This window comes from Ornithinimicrobium flavum (assembly GCF_004526345.1).
Lineage (GTDB): Bacteria > Actinomycetota > Actinomycetes > Actinomycetales > Dermatophilaceae > Ornithinicoccus > Ornithinicoccus flavus.
In genome coordinates, this window is sequence record NZ_CP038213.1 from 3,409,013 (window position 1) to 3,424,973 (window position 15,961).

9 protein-coding genes and 1 pseudogene are annotated in these 15,961 nt (G+C 75.2%); 6 read left to right on the top strand and 4 right to left on the bottom strand.

Features of this window, described 5'->3' with window-relative positions; translation table 11 throughout:
• The first annotated feature begins 6 nt into the window (after window positions 1-6).
• Both E3Z34_RS16170 and E3Z34_RS20385 read left to right on the top strand, forming a co-directional pair.
• Window positions 7-1,503, top strand: a complete 1,497-nt coding sequence (locus E3Z34_RS16170; protein ID WP_134774431.1) for an alanine/glycine:cation symporter family protein — start codon at window positions 7-9, stop codon at window positions 1,501-1,503.
• Between the two features lie 64 nt (window positions 1,504-1,567).
• Window positions 1,568-1,813 (top strand): annotated as a pseudogene (locus tag E3Z34_RS20385) (uracil-DNA glycosylase family protein); the annotation flags it as partial.
• A gap of 83 nt (window positions 1,814-1,896) precedes the next feature.
• Here the strand turns inward: E3Z34_RS20385 and E3Z34_RS16175 are convergent.
• A complete protein-coding gene (locus E3Z34_RS16175; protein WP_134774432.1) occupies window positions 1,897-2,517 on the bottom strand; it encodes a CueP family metal-binding protein in 621 nt (206 codons plus the stop codon).
• 100 nt (window positions 2,518-2,617) lie between these two features.
• On the opposite strand from E3Z34_RS16175, the gene E3Z34_RS16180 reads away from it, so the two are divergent.
• Genes E3Z34_RS16180 through recD form a run of 4 tightly spaced genes read left to right on the top strand, consistent with a single transcriptional unit; the run spans window position 2,618 to window position 12,000 of the window.
• Window positions 2,618-3,082 (top strand): YbaK/EbsC family protein, encoded by a 465-nt coding sequence (locus E3Z34_RS16180; RefSeq protein WP_134774433.1) that lies wholly within the window; start codon window positions 2,618-2,620, stop codon window positions 3,080-3,082.
• 40 nt (window positions 3,083-3,122) lie between these two features.
• On the top strand, window positions 3,123-6,608 hold the full coding sequence (recC, locus tag E3Z34_RS16185; protein WP_134774434.1) for an exodeoxyribonuclease V subunit gamma: 3,486 nt from the start codon (window positions 3,123-3,125) through the stop codon (window positions 6,606-6,608).
• On the top strand, window positions 6,608-10,036 hold the full coding sequence (locus E3Z34_RS16190) for a UvrD-helicase domain-containing protein (protein WP_238695236.1): 3,429 nt from the start codon (window positions 6,608-6,610) through the stop codon (window positions 10,034-10,036). Before recC ends, E3Z34_RS16190 begins: the two co-directional genes overlap by 1 nt.
• Complete coding sequence (gene recD, locus E3Z34_RS16195; RefSeq protein WP_134774435.1) at window positions 10,033-12,000, top strand: exodeoxyribonuclease V subunit alpha; 1,968 nt, start codon at window positions 10,033-10,035, stop codon at window positions 11,998-12,000. The genes E3Z34_RS16190 and recD overlap by 4 nt, the downstream gene beginning before the upstream one ends.
• Here recD and E3Z34_RS16200 read toward each other — a convergent pair.
• The 3 genes from E3Z34_RS16200 to E3Z34_RS16210 all read right to left on the bottom strand — a co-directional run bounded on the left by E3Z34_RS16200 (window position 11,918) and on the right by E3Z34_RS16210 (window position 15,946).
• Window positions 11,918-12,433, bottom strand: a complete 516-nt coding sequence (locus tag E3Z34_RS16200; RefSeq protein WP_134774436.1) for a hypothetical protein — start codon at window positions 12,431-12,433, stop codon at window positions 11,918-11,920. The genes recD and E3Z34_RS16200 overlap by 83 nt on opposite strands.
• Before the next feature lie 283 nt (window positions 12,434-12,716).
• Entirely contained in the window at window positions 12,717-15,176 is a 2,460-nt protein-coding gene (locus E3Z34_RS19600) for an ABC transporter permease (RefSeq protein ID WP_134774437.1), read from the bottom strand.
• Window positions 15,176-15,946: an ABC transporter ATP-binding protein gene (locus E3Z34_RS16210; RefSeq protein WP_134774438.1), complete on the bottom strand. Its 771-nt coding sequence runs from the start codon at window positions 15,944-15,946 to the stop codon at window positions 15,176-15,178. The genes E3Z34_RS19600 and E3Z34_RS16210 overlap by 1 nt, the downstream gene beginning before the upstream one ends.
• Window positions 15,947-15,961: the final 15 nt, after the last annotated feature.

The window sequence follows — 15,961 nt, forward strand, 5'->3', positions numbered from 1 at the left end:
TGCGCCATGCTCGAGTCCACCATCTCCCGCCTCAACGAGCTCCTGTGGAGCACGCCGATGGTGGTGCTCGTCCTCGCGGCGGGCGCGTGGTTCACCGTCCGTATGGTCGTCCCCCAGGTGCGACGGCTGCCGGACATGGTGCGCTACCTCGTCGGTGGTGACGACTCCACCCAGGGCCTGTCGTCCTTCCAGTCGTTCGCGATGGCGCTCGGGGGTCGCGTGGGGGTCGGCAACATCGCCGGCGTCGCCACGGCGATCCACTTCGGCGGGCCGGGGGCGCTCTTCTGGATGTGGGTGACGGCCTTCGTGGGCGCGGCGGTGGCCATCGCGGAGAGCTCGCTGGCGCAGGTCTACAAGGAGGAGGTGGGCGGGGAGTACCGCGGCGGCCCCGCCTTCTACATCGAGAAGGGCCTGGGCTGGAAGTGGCTGGCGGTCCTGTATGCCGTGGCCGCCGTCTTCGCGCTCACCATCACCGGCCCCTCCATCCAGTCCTACAACATCGCGGTGTCGATGGACTCGGCCTTCTCCGTCCCGCCGTGGGTGACCGGCGTCGTGGTCACCGCGCTGTTCTGCCTGGTCGTCTTCGGCGGGATGCACCGGATCGGGCGGGTCGTCGGGCTGGTCGTGCCGGTCATGGCGGCCGCCTACATCCTGCTCGGGATCGTGCTGCTGGTCGTCAACGCCGAGGCGGTCCCGGAGATGTTCCGGCTCATCCTCGCCAGCGCGTTCGGGGCCGACGCGGCCTTCGGCGGCATCGTCGGCGCGGCCATCATGTGGGGCGTCAAGCGCGCGATCTACTCCTCCGAGGTCGGCACCGGCTCCGGCGCCCAGGCCGCCGCCGCGGCCGAGGTGTCCCACCCCGTCAAGCAGGGGCTGGCCCAGGGCTTCTCCGCCTACATCGACACCCTGCTCATCTGCACCGTCACCGGGCTGATGATCCTGGTCACCGGGTCCTACAACGTCGAGGGCCCCGACGGCGAGATGGTCGCGGAGAACGTCCCCGGCCTGGTCCAGGGGCCGGAGTACACGCAGGCCGCCATCGACGCCTCCTTCCCCGGCCTGGGCTCGGCCTTCATCGCCGTGGCGATGTTCTTCTTCGCCTTCACCACCCTGCTGTCCTTCGCCTTCTACGCCGACACCAACCTGGCCTACCTGCTGCGCAGCAACGCCCGCGAGCGGATCGCGGTGCGGATCGCCTGGGTGGTCCTCGCCGGCTCGATCTTCCTCGGCTCGCTGCGCTCCGCGGAGTTCGCGTGGAACCTCGCCGACGTGGGCCTGGGCCTCTACACCTGGATCAACCTCGTCGCGCTCGTCCTGCTGAGCAGGCAGGCCAACGCCGTCGTCCGCGACTACGACCGCCAGCGCAAGGCGGGGCTGGACCCGGTCTTCGCCCCCGAGGACGTCGGCATCACCAACGCCCCCGTGTGGAAGGACATCGCGGCGCGCAGAGCCGAACGCGAGCGCGAGAGGGCGGCCTCGGACCGCGAGGGCGGACGGGCCTGACCGCGGCGAGGGTCACCCCCGTGGACGTGCTGCCCGACCTGCTGGCGACGACCTGCGGCTCGTCATCGCGGCCACCGTCGTCGGGGAGTGCTCGGCGCGACGGGGTCACTACTACGCCGGGCCCGGGCAGTCGTTCTACCCGCTGCTGGCCGGGGCGGGGCTCACGCCGAACGTCCTGGACCCGCGGGCCGACGGGCTCCTGCCCGAGCTCGGCGTCGGGCTGACCGACGTCGTCGCGCTGCACTCCGACGGCCAGGTGCTGGGCTTCGACGTGCCGAGTTTCGCCGCGAAGATCGGCCGGCACCGGCCGGCCTGGGTGACCTTCAACGGCAAGCAGGCGGTTCGGGTGTGCGCGCGGTGGGCCGGTCGGCGAGCGCCAGGGCACCCCGGGGGTCAGGACAGCTGCAGGGTCGTGATGCAGGTCGCGCCCTCGTCGGAGGTGTCGAAGGGCACCTCGCCGCTCATCCCGTCGTGGGTGATGCTGACCGTCCCCGTCACGTCCTTCGGGAGCCAGAAGCCGACGAAGCCGTTGGTGTAGGTCGTGGCGTCCTCCTGGACGAGCGTCTCGCCGGCGTCGTCGGTGATGGTGACGCTGACCTCCTCGCCGACCAGCTCGCCCTGGCAGCCACCCAGCGCGTGGTAGAAGCAGTCATGCGTGGAGTCGACGTAGGGCGCGACGGAGATGTAGACCTCGTCGCCGGGGATCGGGACGGCGACCTCGCCGGTGTCCGCGGTGCTGAAGATGACCTCGTCGGTGCGCACGGAGCCCTGCACGGGGAGGGGTCGCTCCTGGTCGAGCCGGTCCAAGGAGGTGATGACGTCGCGGACGTCGTCGCCCTCCACGCCCAGGTCGCTCAGCGCCGAGGCGACCTCGTCCGGCAGCTCCTCCCCGGAGGCCGTGCCGTCGGCCGAGGTCGCGGGGGACTCCGGGGCTGCGGTCTCGGACTCGCCCGAGCAGGCGCTCAGCCCGGCGATCAGGGCGAGCGTGGACAGGGCGGCGGCGGTGCGCTTCATGGGGAGCTCCAGGTTTAACGGAAACGGTCCTACATATCGTAGGAGACGACCCCCGCCCCGCACACACCTGAACGGGTGAGACCTGCGGCACACTACGCGGATGCACCCCACGAACCGGATCGTCCTCGAGGCCGTGGAGGCCGCCGGCATCTCACCCCGCATGGTGTGGCTGGACGAGCACGCGCGGACGGCCCCGCTCGCCGCGGCCCAGATCGGCTGCGAGGTGGCCGCGATCGCCAACAGCCTGGTCTTCGCCTGCGACGACGAGCCGCTGCTGGTCATGGCCAGCGGCGCCGCCCGGGTCGACACCGACCTGCTCGCGCGGACCCTGGGCGCCGACCGCGTCGAGCGCGCGAGCGCCGAGATGGTGCGGGCGGCGACCGGGATGGCGATCGGCGGCGTCGCGCCGACCGGTCACCCCAGCCCCCTGCGCGCGCTCGTGGACGTCGACCTGGAGGCCTTCGACGAGGTGTGGGCGGCGGGCGGCACGCCGGACACCGTCATGGCCCTCACCTTCGACGAGCTCGTCCGGCTGACCGGCGGGACGGTCACCAGGGTGCGGTGAGGCGCGGGGCCTGTCGGACCCGCTGGGTAGGGTCGCTGCCGTGACCTTGTTCGTGCATCGCGGGAGGAGCACCGACGTGCTCGCCGCCTGCTTGGCCGAGCTCCTGGCGGACCCCCTGGAGGATCCCTTCGCCGAGGAGGTCGTGGCGGTGCCCACGCGGGGGGTGGAGCGGTGGCTGGCGCAGCGGTTGTCCCACCGGCTGGGCGCGGACGCCGGCGACGACGGGGTGTGTGCGGGCGTGCGCTTCCTCAACCCCCACTCCCTGGTCTCCATGCTGCTCGGGGTCGAGCGCGACGACCCGTGGCGGCCGGACCACCTCGCCTGGTCGGTCCTGCGCGCGGTCGACCGCAGCCTCGGGCAGCCGTGGGCGGCCACCCTCTCCCAGCACCTGGGCTGGGGACAGACCGGCGAGGAGGCCGAGCTGCGCCGCGGCCGGAGGTATGCCGTGGCCCGCCGTCTCGCAGGTCTCTTCGCCGACTACGCGGCGCAGCGTCCCGCGATGCTGACCGACTGGCGGGAGGGCGGGCGCGGCGACGGACTGGGCGGGCAGGTGGCCGACGATCTGGCCTGGCAGCCCGAGCTGTGGCGTCGGGTGCTCGACGTGGTGGGCGAGGAGGCGCCCGACGAGCGGCAGCAGCGCGTGGTGCGGTCCCTGCGGGAGGCTGGCGACGGGCAGCCGCTGCGCCTGCGCGACCTCACCCTGCCCGGCCGCCTCTCGCTCTTCGGCCACACCCGGGTCGCGCGCAGCGAGATCGAGGTGCTGGCGGCCCTGGCCGAGCACCGCGACGTCCACCTGTGGCTGCCGCAGGCCTCACCGGTGGCCTGGGACCGTCTCGCCGAGGTGGCGGCGGAGGGCCCCGTGCCCCGTGCCCAGGACACCTCGGCGGCGCTGGTGCACCACCCGCTGCTGGCCAGCCTGGGGCGCGACGCGCGTGAGCTGCAGCGGTCCTTGGCCCTGGCCGGAGGGTCCGGGAGCGTGGTGGAGGGCGCGCGGCCGGCCCGCGGGGGCGGTGCGTCCTCCGATGGCGGGGTGGTGGCCGGTCCCCCCACCCTGCTGCACCTGCTCCAGCAGGACCTAGCCGCCGACCACGCCCCGGGCGAGGACGACCGCGTCGGCCGGGTCGTCGACGGCGCCGACCGCAGCGTCCAGGTGCATGCCTGCCACGGCCGGACGCGCCAGGTCGAGGTGCTGCGCGACGTCCTCGCCGACCTGCTGCAGCACGACCCGACCCTCGAGCCACGCGACATCCTCGTCATGTGCCCGGACATCGACACCTACGCCCCGCTCTTCCACGCCGGGTTCGGGCTGGGCGAGGTGGTGCGGGACGCCGGCGCCCACCCCGCCCACGGGCTGCGCGTCCGGCTGGCCGACCGGGCCCCCGTGCAGACCAACCCCCTCCTGGCCCTCGCCGCCCGGCTGGTCGAGCTCGCGGGGGGCCGCCTCACCGCCAGCGAGGTGCTAGACGTCGCGCGCAGCGCCCCGGTGCGGCACCGGTTCGGCCTGGACGACGACTCCCTGGAGCGGGTCGGTGACTGGGTCGAGGCGGTCGTGGTCCGGTGGGGGCTCGACGCGGAGCACCGCGCGGCATACCAGCTGAGCAACCTCCACCAGAACACCTGGCGCTCCGGCCTGGACCGGGTGCTCGTCGGGGCCGCGGTCGACGGTCGGGACACCGACCACCTCGGGCAGACCCTCGCCCTGGACGACCTCGACAGCGGCGACCTCGACCTGGCCGGGTCGCTGGCCGAGCTCGTCGACCGGCTCGGCGCGACCCTGCGCGCGCTGCGCGCCGCCGACACCGTCGACGAGTGGATGACGGTCCTCGAGGAGGGCGTGCTCTCCCTCGCCGACGTGCCGCACCGGGACGCGTGGCAGCTGACCCAGCTGCGGCGGGAGCTGGCCCGGGTCGGCGCCGCCGCGAGCTCCGACGGCGGGTCCTCGCTCTCGCTGTCGTTGGCCGACGTGCACGCCCTGCTGCGGGAGCAGTCCGCCGGGCGGGCCACGCGCTCCAACTTCCGCACCGGGACGCTGACCGTCTGCACGATGGTCCCGATGCGCTCCGTCCCGCACCGCGTGGTCTGCCTGGTGGGGATGGACGACGGCGTGTTCCCCCGCTCCAGCACCGCCGACGGTGACGACGCGCTCGCCCGCCGCCCGGTCACCGGCGAGCGCGACCTGCGCAGCGAGGACCGCCAGCTGCTGCTCGACGCCGTGATGTCCGCCGCGGACACCCTCGTCATCACCTACACCGGCGCGGACGAGCACTCCGGGCAGGAGCGTCCGCCGGCCGTCCCGCTGGGTGAGCTGCTCGACGCCGTGCGCGCCACGGCCAGCGGCGCCGGCGTGGACCGGGTGCTCACCCGGCACCCGCTGCAGCCCTACGACCGGCGCAACCTCGGGGCGCCCGGCACCCCCGCCGACGCGCTGCTCGCGGCCGCCGGGGAGCCGTTCAGCTACGACCCGGCCGCCCTCGCCGGTGCCCGCGCCCAGGCCCGGGAGCGGCGGGAGCCGGTGCCGGTGGCCGCCCACGCCCTGCCCCCGCTGCCCGCGGAGGACGTGGCGCTGGAGGACCTCGTCCGCTTCTTCGACAACCCGGCCCGCGCCTTCCTCCGTGCCCGTCTCGGGCTGGTGCTGCCCGAGGTGCCGGAGCTGCGGGGCGAGGGCATCCCGATCGAGCTCGACGGGCTCCAGAAGTGGGACATCGGTGAGCGGATGCTGCAGGCGGTCCTGGCCGGGCAGGACCCGCAGCGCACGGTCGACGCCGAGCGCTGGCGCGGCGCCCTCCCGCCCGACGAGCTGGGCCGCGCCACGATGGAGCAGGTGTGCCAGGACGTCCAGGCGCTCGGGACGGCGGTCTGGCGGGCCGTCGGCACCGGCGGGTGGGGGCAGGCGGTGCCTCGCGACACCCTCGACGTCGACGTCGCCCTGCCCGGCGGACGCCACCTCGTCGGCACGGTCCCCGGGCTGGTCGACGGGCACGCCCTCACCGCGACCTACTCCACCGTGCGGGCCAAGCAGCGGCTGCGGGCCTGGATCGTCTCGCTCGCCCTCTCCGCCGCCGGCCACGGCGGCAGCACCCGACTCGTCGGGAAGTACTCCTGGGGCAAGGGGGACAAGAGCCCCGTCCTCGTGACCTCCGGACCGCACGACCCGCGACGCGCGAGCGAGCTGCTCGCCCAGCTCGTCGCCGTGCGGGACAGCGGCCTGTGCGCCGTCGTCCCGCTGCCCGTCGCGACGGCCGCCACCTGGGCGGAGACCTACGCCCGGCGCGGCAAGCAGACGCTCGCCGACAACCTGGCCAGCAAGGAGTGGGTGACCGAGGACAGCAGGTTCGGCACCGGGGAGCAGGACGACCCGTCGTGGCGCCGGGTCATGGGCCCGTCGGCCCCCTATGCCGCGCTGGCGGGCTCGCCGCACCCCGACGAGCTGTGGCACGACGGCGTCACCTCCCGCCTGGGGCAGCTCGCCCTGCGGGTGTGGTGGCCGGTCCTGCACGACGGCACGCAGACGATCGGGAGGCCGTGATGAGCGCGGAGACGGGCGTGGGGATGAGCACCGAGTCGAGCACCGAGGACGCGACGCCCGTCGCGGAGTTCGCCATCGGCGACCCGCTGCCCACGGGCACGATGCTGCTCGAGGCGAGCGCCGGCACGGGCAAGACCTGGACGATCGCGGCGCTGGTGACGCGCTACGTCGCCGAGGGGGTCGTGCCTCTGGAGGAGATGCTCGTCGTGACCTTCAGCCGGGCGGCCAGCCAGGAGCTGAGGGCCCGGGTGCGCGAGCAGCTCGCCGAGGCCGAGGCGGTCCTCGCCGGCCGCCGGGAGCCGGACGAGCACAACGAGCTGCTCACCCTCCTGCTGGCCGTCGACCCGCAGGAGCGGGCCCTCCGGCACGCCCGGGTGCGGACCGCTCTGACCAGCTTCGACGCCGCGACGATCGCCACGGTCCACCAGTTCTGCCACGAGGTGCTGCGCAGCCTGGGGGTGGCCGGCGCCTCGGACGCCTCGGCCCAGCTGGTGGAGGACCTCGACGACCTGCTCGTGGAGGTCGTCGACGACATCTACCTGCGCGGCTTCCGGACCGACACCGCACCGATCTTCAGCCGGTCCGAGGCGCTCGAGCTGGCGCGGGCCGCCGTCGACGACGTCCACGCCGAGCTGCACCCGACCACGGCCGAGCGGGGGTCGCCCGTCGCCCGCCGCGTCGGCTTCGCCCGGGCCGTGCGCCACGAGCTGGACCTGCGCAAGCGCCGCCTCCAGGTCCTGCACTACAACGACCTGCTCACCCAGCTCTCCGACGCCCTCGAGCCGGAGGACTCCCCGGCCCGGCAGCGCATGCGCGCCCGGTGGAAGGTCGTGCTGGTCGACGAGTTCCAGGACACCGACCCGGTCCAGTGGGAGGTGCTGGACCGCGCCTTCTCCGGCCACGCCCACGCGATGGTCCTCATCGGCGACCCGAAGCAGGCGATCTACGCCTTCCGCGGCGGCGACATCGTCACCTACCTCGCCGCGGCCGCGAGCGCCACCGACCGGCGCACGCTCCCCCGCAACTTCCGCTCCGACCCGGCCGTCGTCGACTCCCTCAGCGTGATGCTCCGGGGCGCCGAGCTCGGCCACCCCGAGATCGCGGTCCGCCCGGTCAGCGCCGCCCGCCGGTCCTCCCGGCTGTCCGGGGCACCCTCCGACGCACCGGTCCGGTCCGGCTGGCAGGTCCTGCTCGGTGAGCACCTCTCCGACCACGACGGCATCGCCGCCACCCGCGTCCACATCGCCCGCGACCTCGCCCTCGACGTGGCGCGCCTGCTCGCCTCCGACGCCCATTTCGCCGGCCGGCCCCTCCAGGCCCACGACGTCGCCGTCCTGGCCCACCGCGGCAAGGACCTCCTCGCCGCGCAGCGCGCGCTGCGGGAGGTCGGCATCCACGCCGTCAGCGCCGGCGGCTCCAGCGTCCTGGACAGCGGCGCGGCCCGTGACTGGCTCGCCCTGCTCGAGGCGATGGCGGCCCCGCACCGGGCCGTGCTCACCCGCGCCGCGGCCCTGACCGACCTGCTCGGGTATGCCGTGCCCGACCTGGACGCCGGCGCCGAGGACCTCGACGACCGGCTCGCGCAGCAGGCCCGTGACCTGGCCGGCGTCTACGCCCGGCAGGGCCTGGCCGCCGTCCTCGAGCGGCTGGTCGCCGACGGCCTGCCCGAGCGGGTCCTGGGCCAGGTCGGGGGTGAGCGCACCCTCACCGACATCAAGCACGTCGCCGAGCTGCTGCACGAGGCCGGACGGGAGGGCCAGCTCGGGCTCGTGGCCCTCCTGGAGTGGTTGCGTGCGCAGATGGCGGAGGACGGCCCGAGCACGACGGGCGCCCGCACCCGCCGGCTCGACAGCGACGCCGCCGCCGTCCAGCTGCTGACGATCCACGGCAGCAAGGGGCTGCAGTTCCCCGTCGTCTACCTGCCCACGCTCACCGACCGCAACGTCCCTGACACCCCGAAGATCCCCCTGTGCCACGACGACCCCCCGGAGCGCGTGCGCTACCTCGACGTCGGTGGGAGGAGCCCCGGCAACCCCGGGTGGGGCGACTCGGTGCGGCGGCACAAGGAGGAGGACGCCGGGGAGTCCCTGCGACTGTTCTACGTCGCGCTGACCCGGGCCCAGTCCCAGGTGGTGACCTGGTGGTCACCCACCCCCCGCAACGGTGCCCCCTCCCCGCTGCACCGCGTCCTCTTCGGGCGCGAGCCCGGGTCCGGCCCGGTGCCGGCGAGCGTCCGGGTCCCCAAGGACGACGGCCAGGCCCGCACCCGGCTCCAGGCCTGGGCCGACCTCGGGGCGTTCGCGCTCGAGCGCGCCGACCACGCCGAGCCCACCCTCGTCGCTGCCGGCGCCGGCTCCGCCGAGCTGCGCATCGGCACCTGGACGCGCGAGATCGACCACGGGTGGCGGCGGACGTCATACACCTCCCTGTCGACCCCCCGTGACCCGCAGGCGCTGGAGCTGACCGGCGGGGTGGGCAGCGAGCCCGAGGTCACCCCGCGCGAGGACGAGCCGGACACCCCCGACCCCGTCGTGCCGGAGTCGCCCGCGCTGCCCGGGCTGGAGGTGACCGTCCCCGGCGCCGACGTCCCCTCCCCCATGGCCGCCCTGCCGGTGGGCGCCACCTTCGGCTCGCTCGTGCACGCCGTGCTGGAGGAGGCCGACCCGCGGGCGGGGGATCTGCGTGCCGAGCTGCTGGCGCAGATCGCCGAGCACAAGGTGTTCTGGCCGGTCGAGCTCGGCGAGGGTGGCGAGGAGGCGCTCGCCGACGCGCTGGTCGCGGTCCACGACACCTCGCTCGGGCCCCTGGCGGGCGGGGCCACGCTGCGCGGGATCGGGCGGGAGGACCGGCTGTGCGAGATGGACTTCGAGCTCCCCCTGGGCGGTGGTGACCTGCGGCGCGCCGACGGGTCCGTCCTGGGCGACCTGGTCCCGCTCCTGCGCCGGCACCTGCGGCCCGGCGACCCGGTGCGGGCCTGGGCCGACGTCCTCGAGTCCAGCCCGGATCTGGCCGAGCAGGAGCTGCGCGGCTACCTGACCGGCTCGGTCGACGTCGTGCTGCGCACCGGCGGGCGCTACCTCGTCGTCGACTACAAGACCAACTGGCTGGGGCGCCCCGGCGAGGACCTCACCGCGGCCGACTACCGGCCGGAGATGCTGGCCGAGGCGATGGGTCACTCGTCCTACCCCCTGCAGGCGCTGCTCTACGCGGTGGTCGCCCACCGCTACCTGCGCTGGCGGCTGTGGGGCTACGACCCGGCGCGCCACCTCGGCGGGGTGCTCTACCTCTACGTCCGCGGCATGTGCGGCCCCGACACCCCCGTCGTCGACGGCCACCCCTGCGGCGTCTTCTCCTGGAAGCCTCCGGTGGCGCTGGTCACCGAGCTGTCGGACCTGCTCGACGGGCACGCCGAGGCAGGTGCGGCATGACCCTGCTCGAGACCTTCGAGGCCCGCGACGCGCACGACCGCCGGCTGGCCCTCGGCGCCACCGGGGTGCTGCGCGACCTCAACCAGGCCGGCGTGCTCACCGCGGCCGACGTCCACATCGCCCGCACCCTGGCCCGCGTGACCCGGGAGCAGGACGTCGACGCCGTCCTGGCCGCCGCGCTCGCCAGCCGCGCCGTGCGCACCGGGTCGGTGGCGGTCGACCTCACCACCGTGTCCGAGCTCGTCGACCTGCCCGACCTCCCCTGGCCGGACCCGGGCACATGGACGGACGCCGTGGCCGCGAGCAAGCTGGCCCGGCAGGGCGCGCTGGTCGTCGACCAGGGGCTGGTCTACCTCCAGCGCTACCACCACCAGGAGGTCCAGGTGGTCCAGGACCTGCGCGACCGCGCGGCCCTGGGTGCGCCCGCCGTCGACGAGGAGGTGCTCGCGACCGGCCTGGTGCGGGTCTTCCCCGGCGACGGGTATGCCGAGCAGCGTGCCGCCGCCGGGACGGTCGTCCGCTCCCGCACCAGCGTCATCACCGGCGGGCCGGGCACCGGCAAGACGACGACGGTGGCCGGCGTCCTCGCCCTGCTGGCCGAGCAGGCCAGGGCGGCCGGGGACCGTCCCCTGCGGGTGGGCCTGGCCGCCCCGACCGGCAAGGCGGCGGCCCGGGTCCGGTCGGCGATGGAGGGCGCGCTGGAGGAGATCCTGGGGCGCACCACCGACCCCGGGGCGCGCGCGGCCGTCGAGCCGCTGCGCCAGGTCGAGGCGATGACGCTGCACCGGCTGCTGGGCTGGCAGCCCGGCAGCCGCAGCCGCTTCCGCCACCACCGCGCCAACCGGCTCCCCCACGACGTCGTCCTCGTCGACGAGGCGTCGATGGTCTCGCTGACCCACATGGCCCGGCTGCTGGAGGCGCTGCGCCCCACGGCCCGGCTCATCCTCGTCGGCGACGCCGACCAGCTGGTCTCCGTCGACGCGGGCGCCGTGCTCGCGGACCTGGTCGCCTCGGTCGGGACGTCGACCGGCGCCTCGTCGGTCGACGCTGCCGCCGCCACCCCACCGGTCGATGCTTCCGCCGTCGCCACCCCGCCGGTCGACGCTTCCCCCGTCGCCACCCCGCCCGTGGCGGTGTCCCGGCTGCGCACCGTCCACCGCTTCGGCCAGACCATCGGGGCGCTCGCGCAGGCCCTGCGCGACGGCGACGCGGACGCCGTCGTCACCGCCCTGGCCGCCGGCGACGAGCAGGTGCAGTGGGTGCAGGAGGAAGACACCGCCGCCGTGCTCCGGCCGGTGCTGACCCGCCACGCCCGCGCGGTGCTGACCGCCGCCCGGCGCGGCGACTCGGCCGCCGCGATGGAGGCGCTCGGCCGGCACCGCCTGCTGTGCGCGCACCGGGAGGGGCCGCACGGCGTGCGCACCTGGAACCACCTCGTCGAGACCTGGCTCGGGGAGGAGACGGGTCTGACCTTCTACGACCCGATGTACGTCGGGCGGCCGCTCCTCGTCACCGCCAACGACTACGCCACCGGGGTGCTCAACGGTGACACGGGCGTCGTCGTCGCCTCCCAGACCCCGGACGGCACGCCCGTGCGGATGGCCGTCGTCGAGGGCCCGGCCGGCGAGCAGCGCTTCGCGCCCAGCCGGCTGGGCGACGTCGACACGATGCACGCCATGACGATCCACAAGTCCCAGGGCAGCCAGGCCGAGGAGGTGACCGTGCTGCTCCCGGACGTCGACAGCCCGCTGCTGACCCGGGAGCTGTTCTACACCGCCGTGACCCGCGCCCAGCGGGCGGTGCGGGTGGTCGGGTCCGAGGAGGTCGTGCGGGCAGCGGTCGCCCGCCGGGTGGTGCGGGCCAGCGGCCTGCGCTCGCGGCTCAGCGGGGACGGTCCGCCGACGCCGCCGTCCTCGACCCCGGACGGCGGGTCTCACGGCCCGCGGCCGACGGCACCGCGGTGAGCCGGCCTGTCAGCCAGAGCGCCAGCAGCGCGGCGCCCGCCATCTGCAGGACCCCGCCCAGGTGCGCCAGCCCCATCGCGAGCCACACCGTGACGCCGGACCCGACCGACTCCCCCAGCATCAGGCTCAGCGCGGCCCGGAGCACCTCCGCGAGCACGATCGCGCCCAACCCCGTCATCAGGAGCGCCACCGGGTATCCCCGGACGGGCGGGTGGCCGGCATACCGGATGGTCACCGCCAGCGCCAGCATGACGGCGCCGACCGTCGCGACGAGCAGTCCCAGCGTGGTCAACAGCCCCAGGAGCGCCGCCCCCAGCTCCTGCAGCGGAGTCCCCCCGCCACCGAAGCCCCCGTCGGAGCGTGCCGTCACCACCATGACGACGATGCCTGCCACGGCCAGCCCGGACCCCACGAGTGCCACCCTGCGTCCCATCTCCGCAGCGTAGGGCAGCAGCGGCGCCCCCTGCACCGCGCCGCCTGCCCGACTCCGAGCCGGTTCGCCATCTCCGAGCCGGCTCGAACCGGCTCGAGGTTGACCTTCCGGCTGGGAGTCCCGCCCCGCGGACCCCGACGCCGACCGCCCGGCCACCTCGAGGAGGTGACCGGGCGGTGGGGCGTCCCCACGTGTCCCGCGCGGGGCGCCGGGCCGAGCGGGTGTCCCTTCCCGCCGTGCCCGATCCGGCCCGGCCACCGCGTCGGTGGACCGGGCCGGTGGTCTAGGCCGTCGCCAATCCCTCCGCCGGGCTGACCCGCACCGCCCGCCTGGCCGGCAGCACGCTGGCCAGGACCCCGGCGAGCAGAGCCACCCCGACGATGACCGCCACCCGGCCCCACGGCACGGCGAGCTGCACGCCGACGTCGGCGGGCAGGAGGGTCTGGACGCCGAGCGCGGCATACCCGAGCCCCAGGCCCAGACCGATCACGGCGCTGACCAGCGCCAGCAGGACCCCCTCGACCAGCAGCATCGAGCGCATCTGGCCCCGGGTCAGGCCCAGGCCGCGCAGGAGGGCGTGCTCGCGGTGCCGCTCCAGCACCGACAGCGACAGGGTGTTGGCGATGCCGACGACCGCGATGAGCACCGCCACGCCCAGCAGGGCCGTGGTGACCAGCACCATCACGTCGAGGACCTGGGTGATGACCGCCCGCTCGGCGGCCGATCCGGTCACCTGGAGCGCGTTGTCGTCCGCCACGTCAGAGACCGCACCCATGGTGTCGGCCACGTCCGCGTCGTCGGCCAGCCGGACGAGGGCGGTCCCGGGGGTGACCGCGTCGCCACCGAGCGCCCTCAGGTCCTCGACGTGCACGGCCAGGTCGTAGCCGAGCGCGAACGGCACCACCTCCAGCTCGGCGCTGCCACCCGGCCCCGAGACCGCCACCCGGTCTCCGGGCTCCAGCTCGTAGATGGACATCATCCCGCCCGCCATCCCGAGCGTCCCCGGCACCAGAGAGGCCAGCTGCTCGGCGCCGCGCACCACGTCCGCGTCCCGGGCCGGGTCGAGGCCGACGGTGGCGGTGCCGCCACCCATGTCCTCACCGAGGGTCAGGTAGGCCGTGTCCGCCACCCGCACCGCGCTCACCCCGTCGACCCCGCCGACCCGACCGGCGAAGTCGGCGGGCAGGGGGAGCGCGTCCACGCGGTCGGTGCCGTCCTCGAGGTACTCGCCGCCGGCGGAGAGCACGAGGTCGACGGAGTAGGACTCGTCGATCTCGCCCATGGCGGTGCGCTGGCCGGTCGCCGCCCCGACGGAGGTCATGGTGATGAGGGTGACGCCCACGACCAGGGCGGCGCTGGTCGCGGCCGCCCGGCCGGGGTTGCGGACGGCGTTGTCGACGGCCAGGCGCCCCGGGACCCCGGCCGGGCGGGCGCCCAGACCGAGGGCCCGCACGGCGAGCGGCACGACCACGACCGCGGCGACGAGGACGCCGAGGAAGGAGACGACGCCGCCGAGCACCCCGCTGAGGATGTCCCGGGAGGTGGCGGCGTGGACCATGGCGGCCACGCCGGCGCCGACGAGCAGCACGGCCAGGGCCATCCGGACCCGGCTCACCCGCACCCGCTCTCCGGAGGGCCCGACCGGGCGCAGGGCCGCCAGCGGGGACACCCGGGTGGCCCGCACCGCCGGCCACAGGCTGGCCAGAACGGTCACGAGCAGCCCGACGAGCAGGGGCGCACCGAGCACCACGGGCGTCACGGCGAGCCCCTCCGGCAGCGGCAGCCCCAGGTCCAGGCGCCGGCCCAGGGCCAGCAGGCCGAGAGCCGTGAGCAGGCCCGCACCGAGCCCCACGACGGAGGCGACCAGCCCGAGGACCACGGCCTCCAGGATGACCAGGGACCGCACCTGGTGGGTCGTCGCGCCGACGGCACGCAGCAGCGCCAGCTCGGAGGTGCGCTGGGCCAGGGTGATGGTGAAGGTGTTGGCGATGACGATCGCCGCCGTGAGCAGCGCGACCGCACCGAAGCCCAGCAGGACGGCCCCGATGACGTCGGTCCCGCCGGTCATCATCGCCACCCGCTCGGCCGCCGCCTCGGTGCCGGTGCGGAGCTCGGCGCCGGGCACCGCGGCCAGCAGCGCCTCCCGTGCCGCGGTCTCGTCCGCGCCGTCGACCAGGTCCACCATCACCGAACCGTAGGACAGCTGCGGGTCCACCTGCCGCAGCGTGGCGTCGTCGGCCGCGAAGGCCGGTCCGTAGGACAGCGCCGGGCTGATGTCGCCGAAGTCGGCCACCCCGACGACGTCGAGGGACACCCCGCCCAGGTCGACCTGCTCGCCGACCGCCACCTCCTCGGCGAGGGCCGGGTTGACGGCGATCTCCCCGGGCGCGGCGGGCATCCGGCCCTCCAGCAGGGTGGTGCCCGAGACCGGGACCGGTGCCCCGATGAGCCAGGTCTGCGCGGTGAGCTCGGCGCTGACGGCGGTCTCGCCCCGCAGGGAGGCGACGTCCGCCACGGCGAGGGCGGCGTCGTAGCCCTGCGTCGAGATGCCCTCGCCGTCGACGGTGAGGACGAGGTCGGCGTCCCGCACGCCGGCGGCGACCGCGTCCTCCATACCCCGTTGGGCGGTGGTGAGCAGGGCCAGGCTGGCGGCGAGGAAGGCGACGCCCAGGACGATGGCGACCGCGGCCGAGAGCAGCCGGCGCCCGCGCGAGGCCAGGCCGGCGGTCCGCCAGGTGCCCATCAGGCCCTCCCGAGGTCGCGCACGGCGGCGAGCACGGCGTCGACCTCAGGGTCGAGGATCTCCCCGGCGACCTGCCCGTCGGCGAGGAGGATGACGCGGTCCGCGATCGCCGCGGCGTTGGCGTCGTGGGTGACCATGACGACGGTCTGGCCCCACTCGTCCACCGAGCGGCGCAGCAGGGTCAGCACCTCCACCCCGGTCGTGGAGTCCAGCGCACCCGTCGGCTCGTCGGCGAAGATCACCTCGGGCCGGGTGACGAGGGCGCGGGCCAGGGCGACGCGCTGCTGCTGCCCCCCGGACAGCTCACCGGGGCGGTGGCCCAGCCGGTCGGCCAGGCCCAGCCCCTCGACGACCAGCTGCTCCCAGTCAGGGTCCGCGGCGCGACCGGCGAGGTCCAGCGGCAGCCGGATGTTCTGGCGGGCGGTCAGGGTGGGCAGCAGGTTGAACGCCTGGAAGACGAAGCCGACCGAGCGGCGGCGCACCCGGGTCAGCTGGCGGTCCGACAGCGAGGTGAGCTCGGTGTCGCCGAGGAAGACGCGTCCGGAGGTGGGAGTGTCCAGCCCGGCGAGCAGGTGCATGAGGGTGGACTTGCCGGACCCGCTCGGGCCCATGATGGCCGTGAAGCGGCCGGTCTCGATCCCCACCGAGATCTCCCGCAGGGCGTGGACGGCCGTCTCCCCCCGGCCGTAGGTCTTGGTCAGGTCGAGGGCGCTCGCGGCGAGCGAGGCGGTGGCTCGGGCGGTGTCGCGCCCTGAGGTCGTTGTTGTCATGCCGGCGACGGTAGG

Excerpts from the sequence above, each read along its gene's own strand:
- E3Z34_RS16170 (WP_134774431.1), top strand. The coding sequence starts at position 7 with ATGCTCGAGTCCACCATCTCCCGCCTCAACGAGCTCCTGTGGAGCACG.
- E3Z34_RS16175 (WP_134774432.1), bottom strand. The coding sequence starts at position 2,517 with ATGAAGCGCACCGCCGCCGCCCTGTCCACGCTCGCCCTGATCGCCGGG.
- E3Z34_RS16180 (WP_134774433.1), top strand. The coding sequence starts at position 2,618 with ATGCACCCCACGAACCGGATCGTCCTCGAGGCCGTGGAGGCCGCCGGC.
- E3Z34_RS16190 (WP_238695236.1), top strand. The coding sequence starts at position 6,608 with ATGAGCGCGGAGACGGGCGTGGGGATGAGCACCGAGTCGAGCACCGAG.
- recD (WP_134774435.1), top strand. The coding sequence starts at position 10,033 with ATGACCCTGCTCGAGACCTTCGAGGCCCGCGACGCGCACGACCGCCGG.
- E3Z34_RS16200 (WP_134774436.1), bottom strand. The coding sequence starts at position 12,433 with ATGGGACGCAGGGTGGCACTCGTGGGGTCCGGGCTGGCCGTGGCAGGC.
- E3Z34_RS19600 (WP_134774437.1), bottom strand. The coding sequence starts at position 15,176 with ATGGGCACCTGGCGGACCGCCGGCCTGGCCTCGCGCGGGCGCCGGCTG.
- E3Z34_RS16210 (WP_134774438.1), bottom strand. The coding sequence starts at position 15,946 with ATGACAACAACGACCTCAGGGCGCGACACCGCCCGAGCCACCGCCTCG.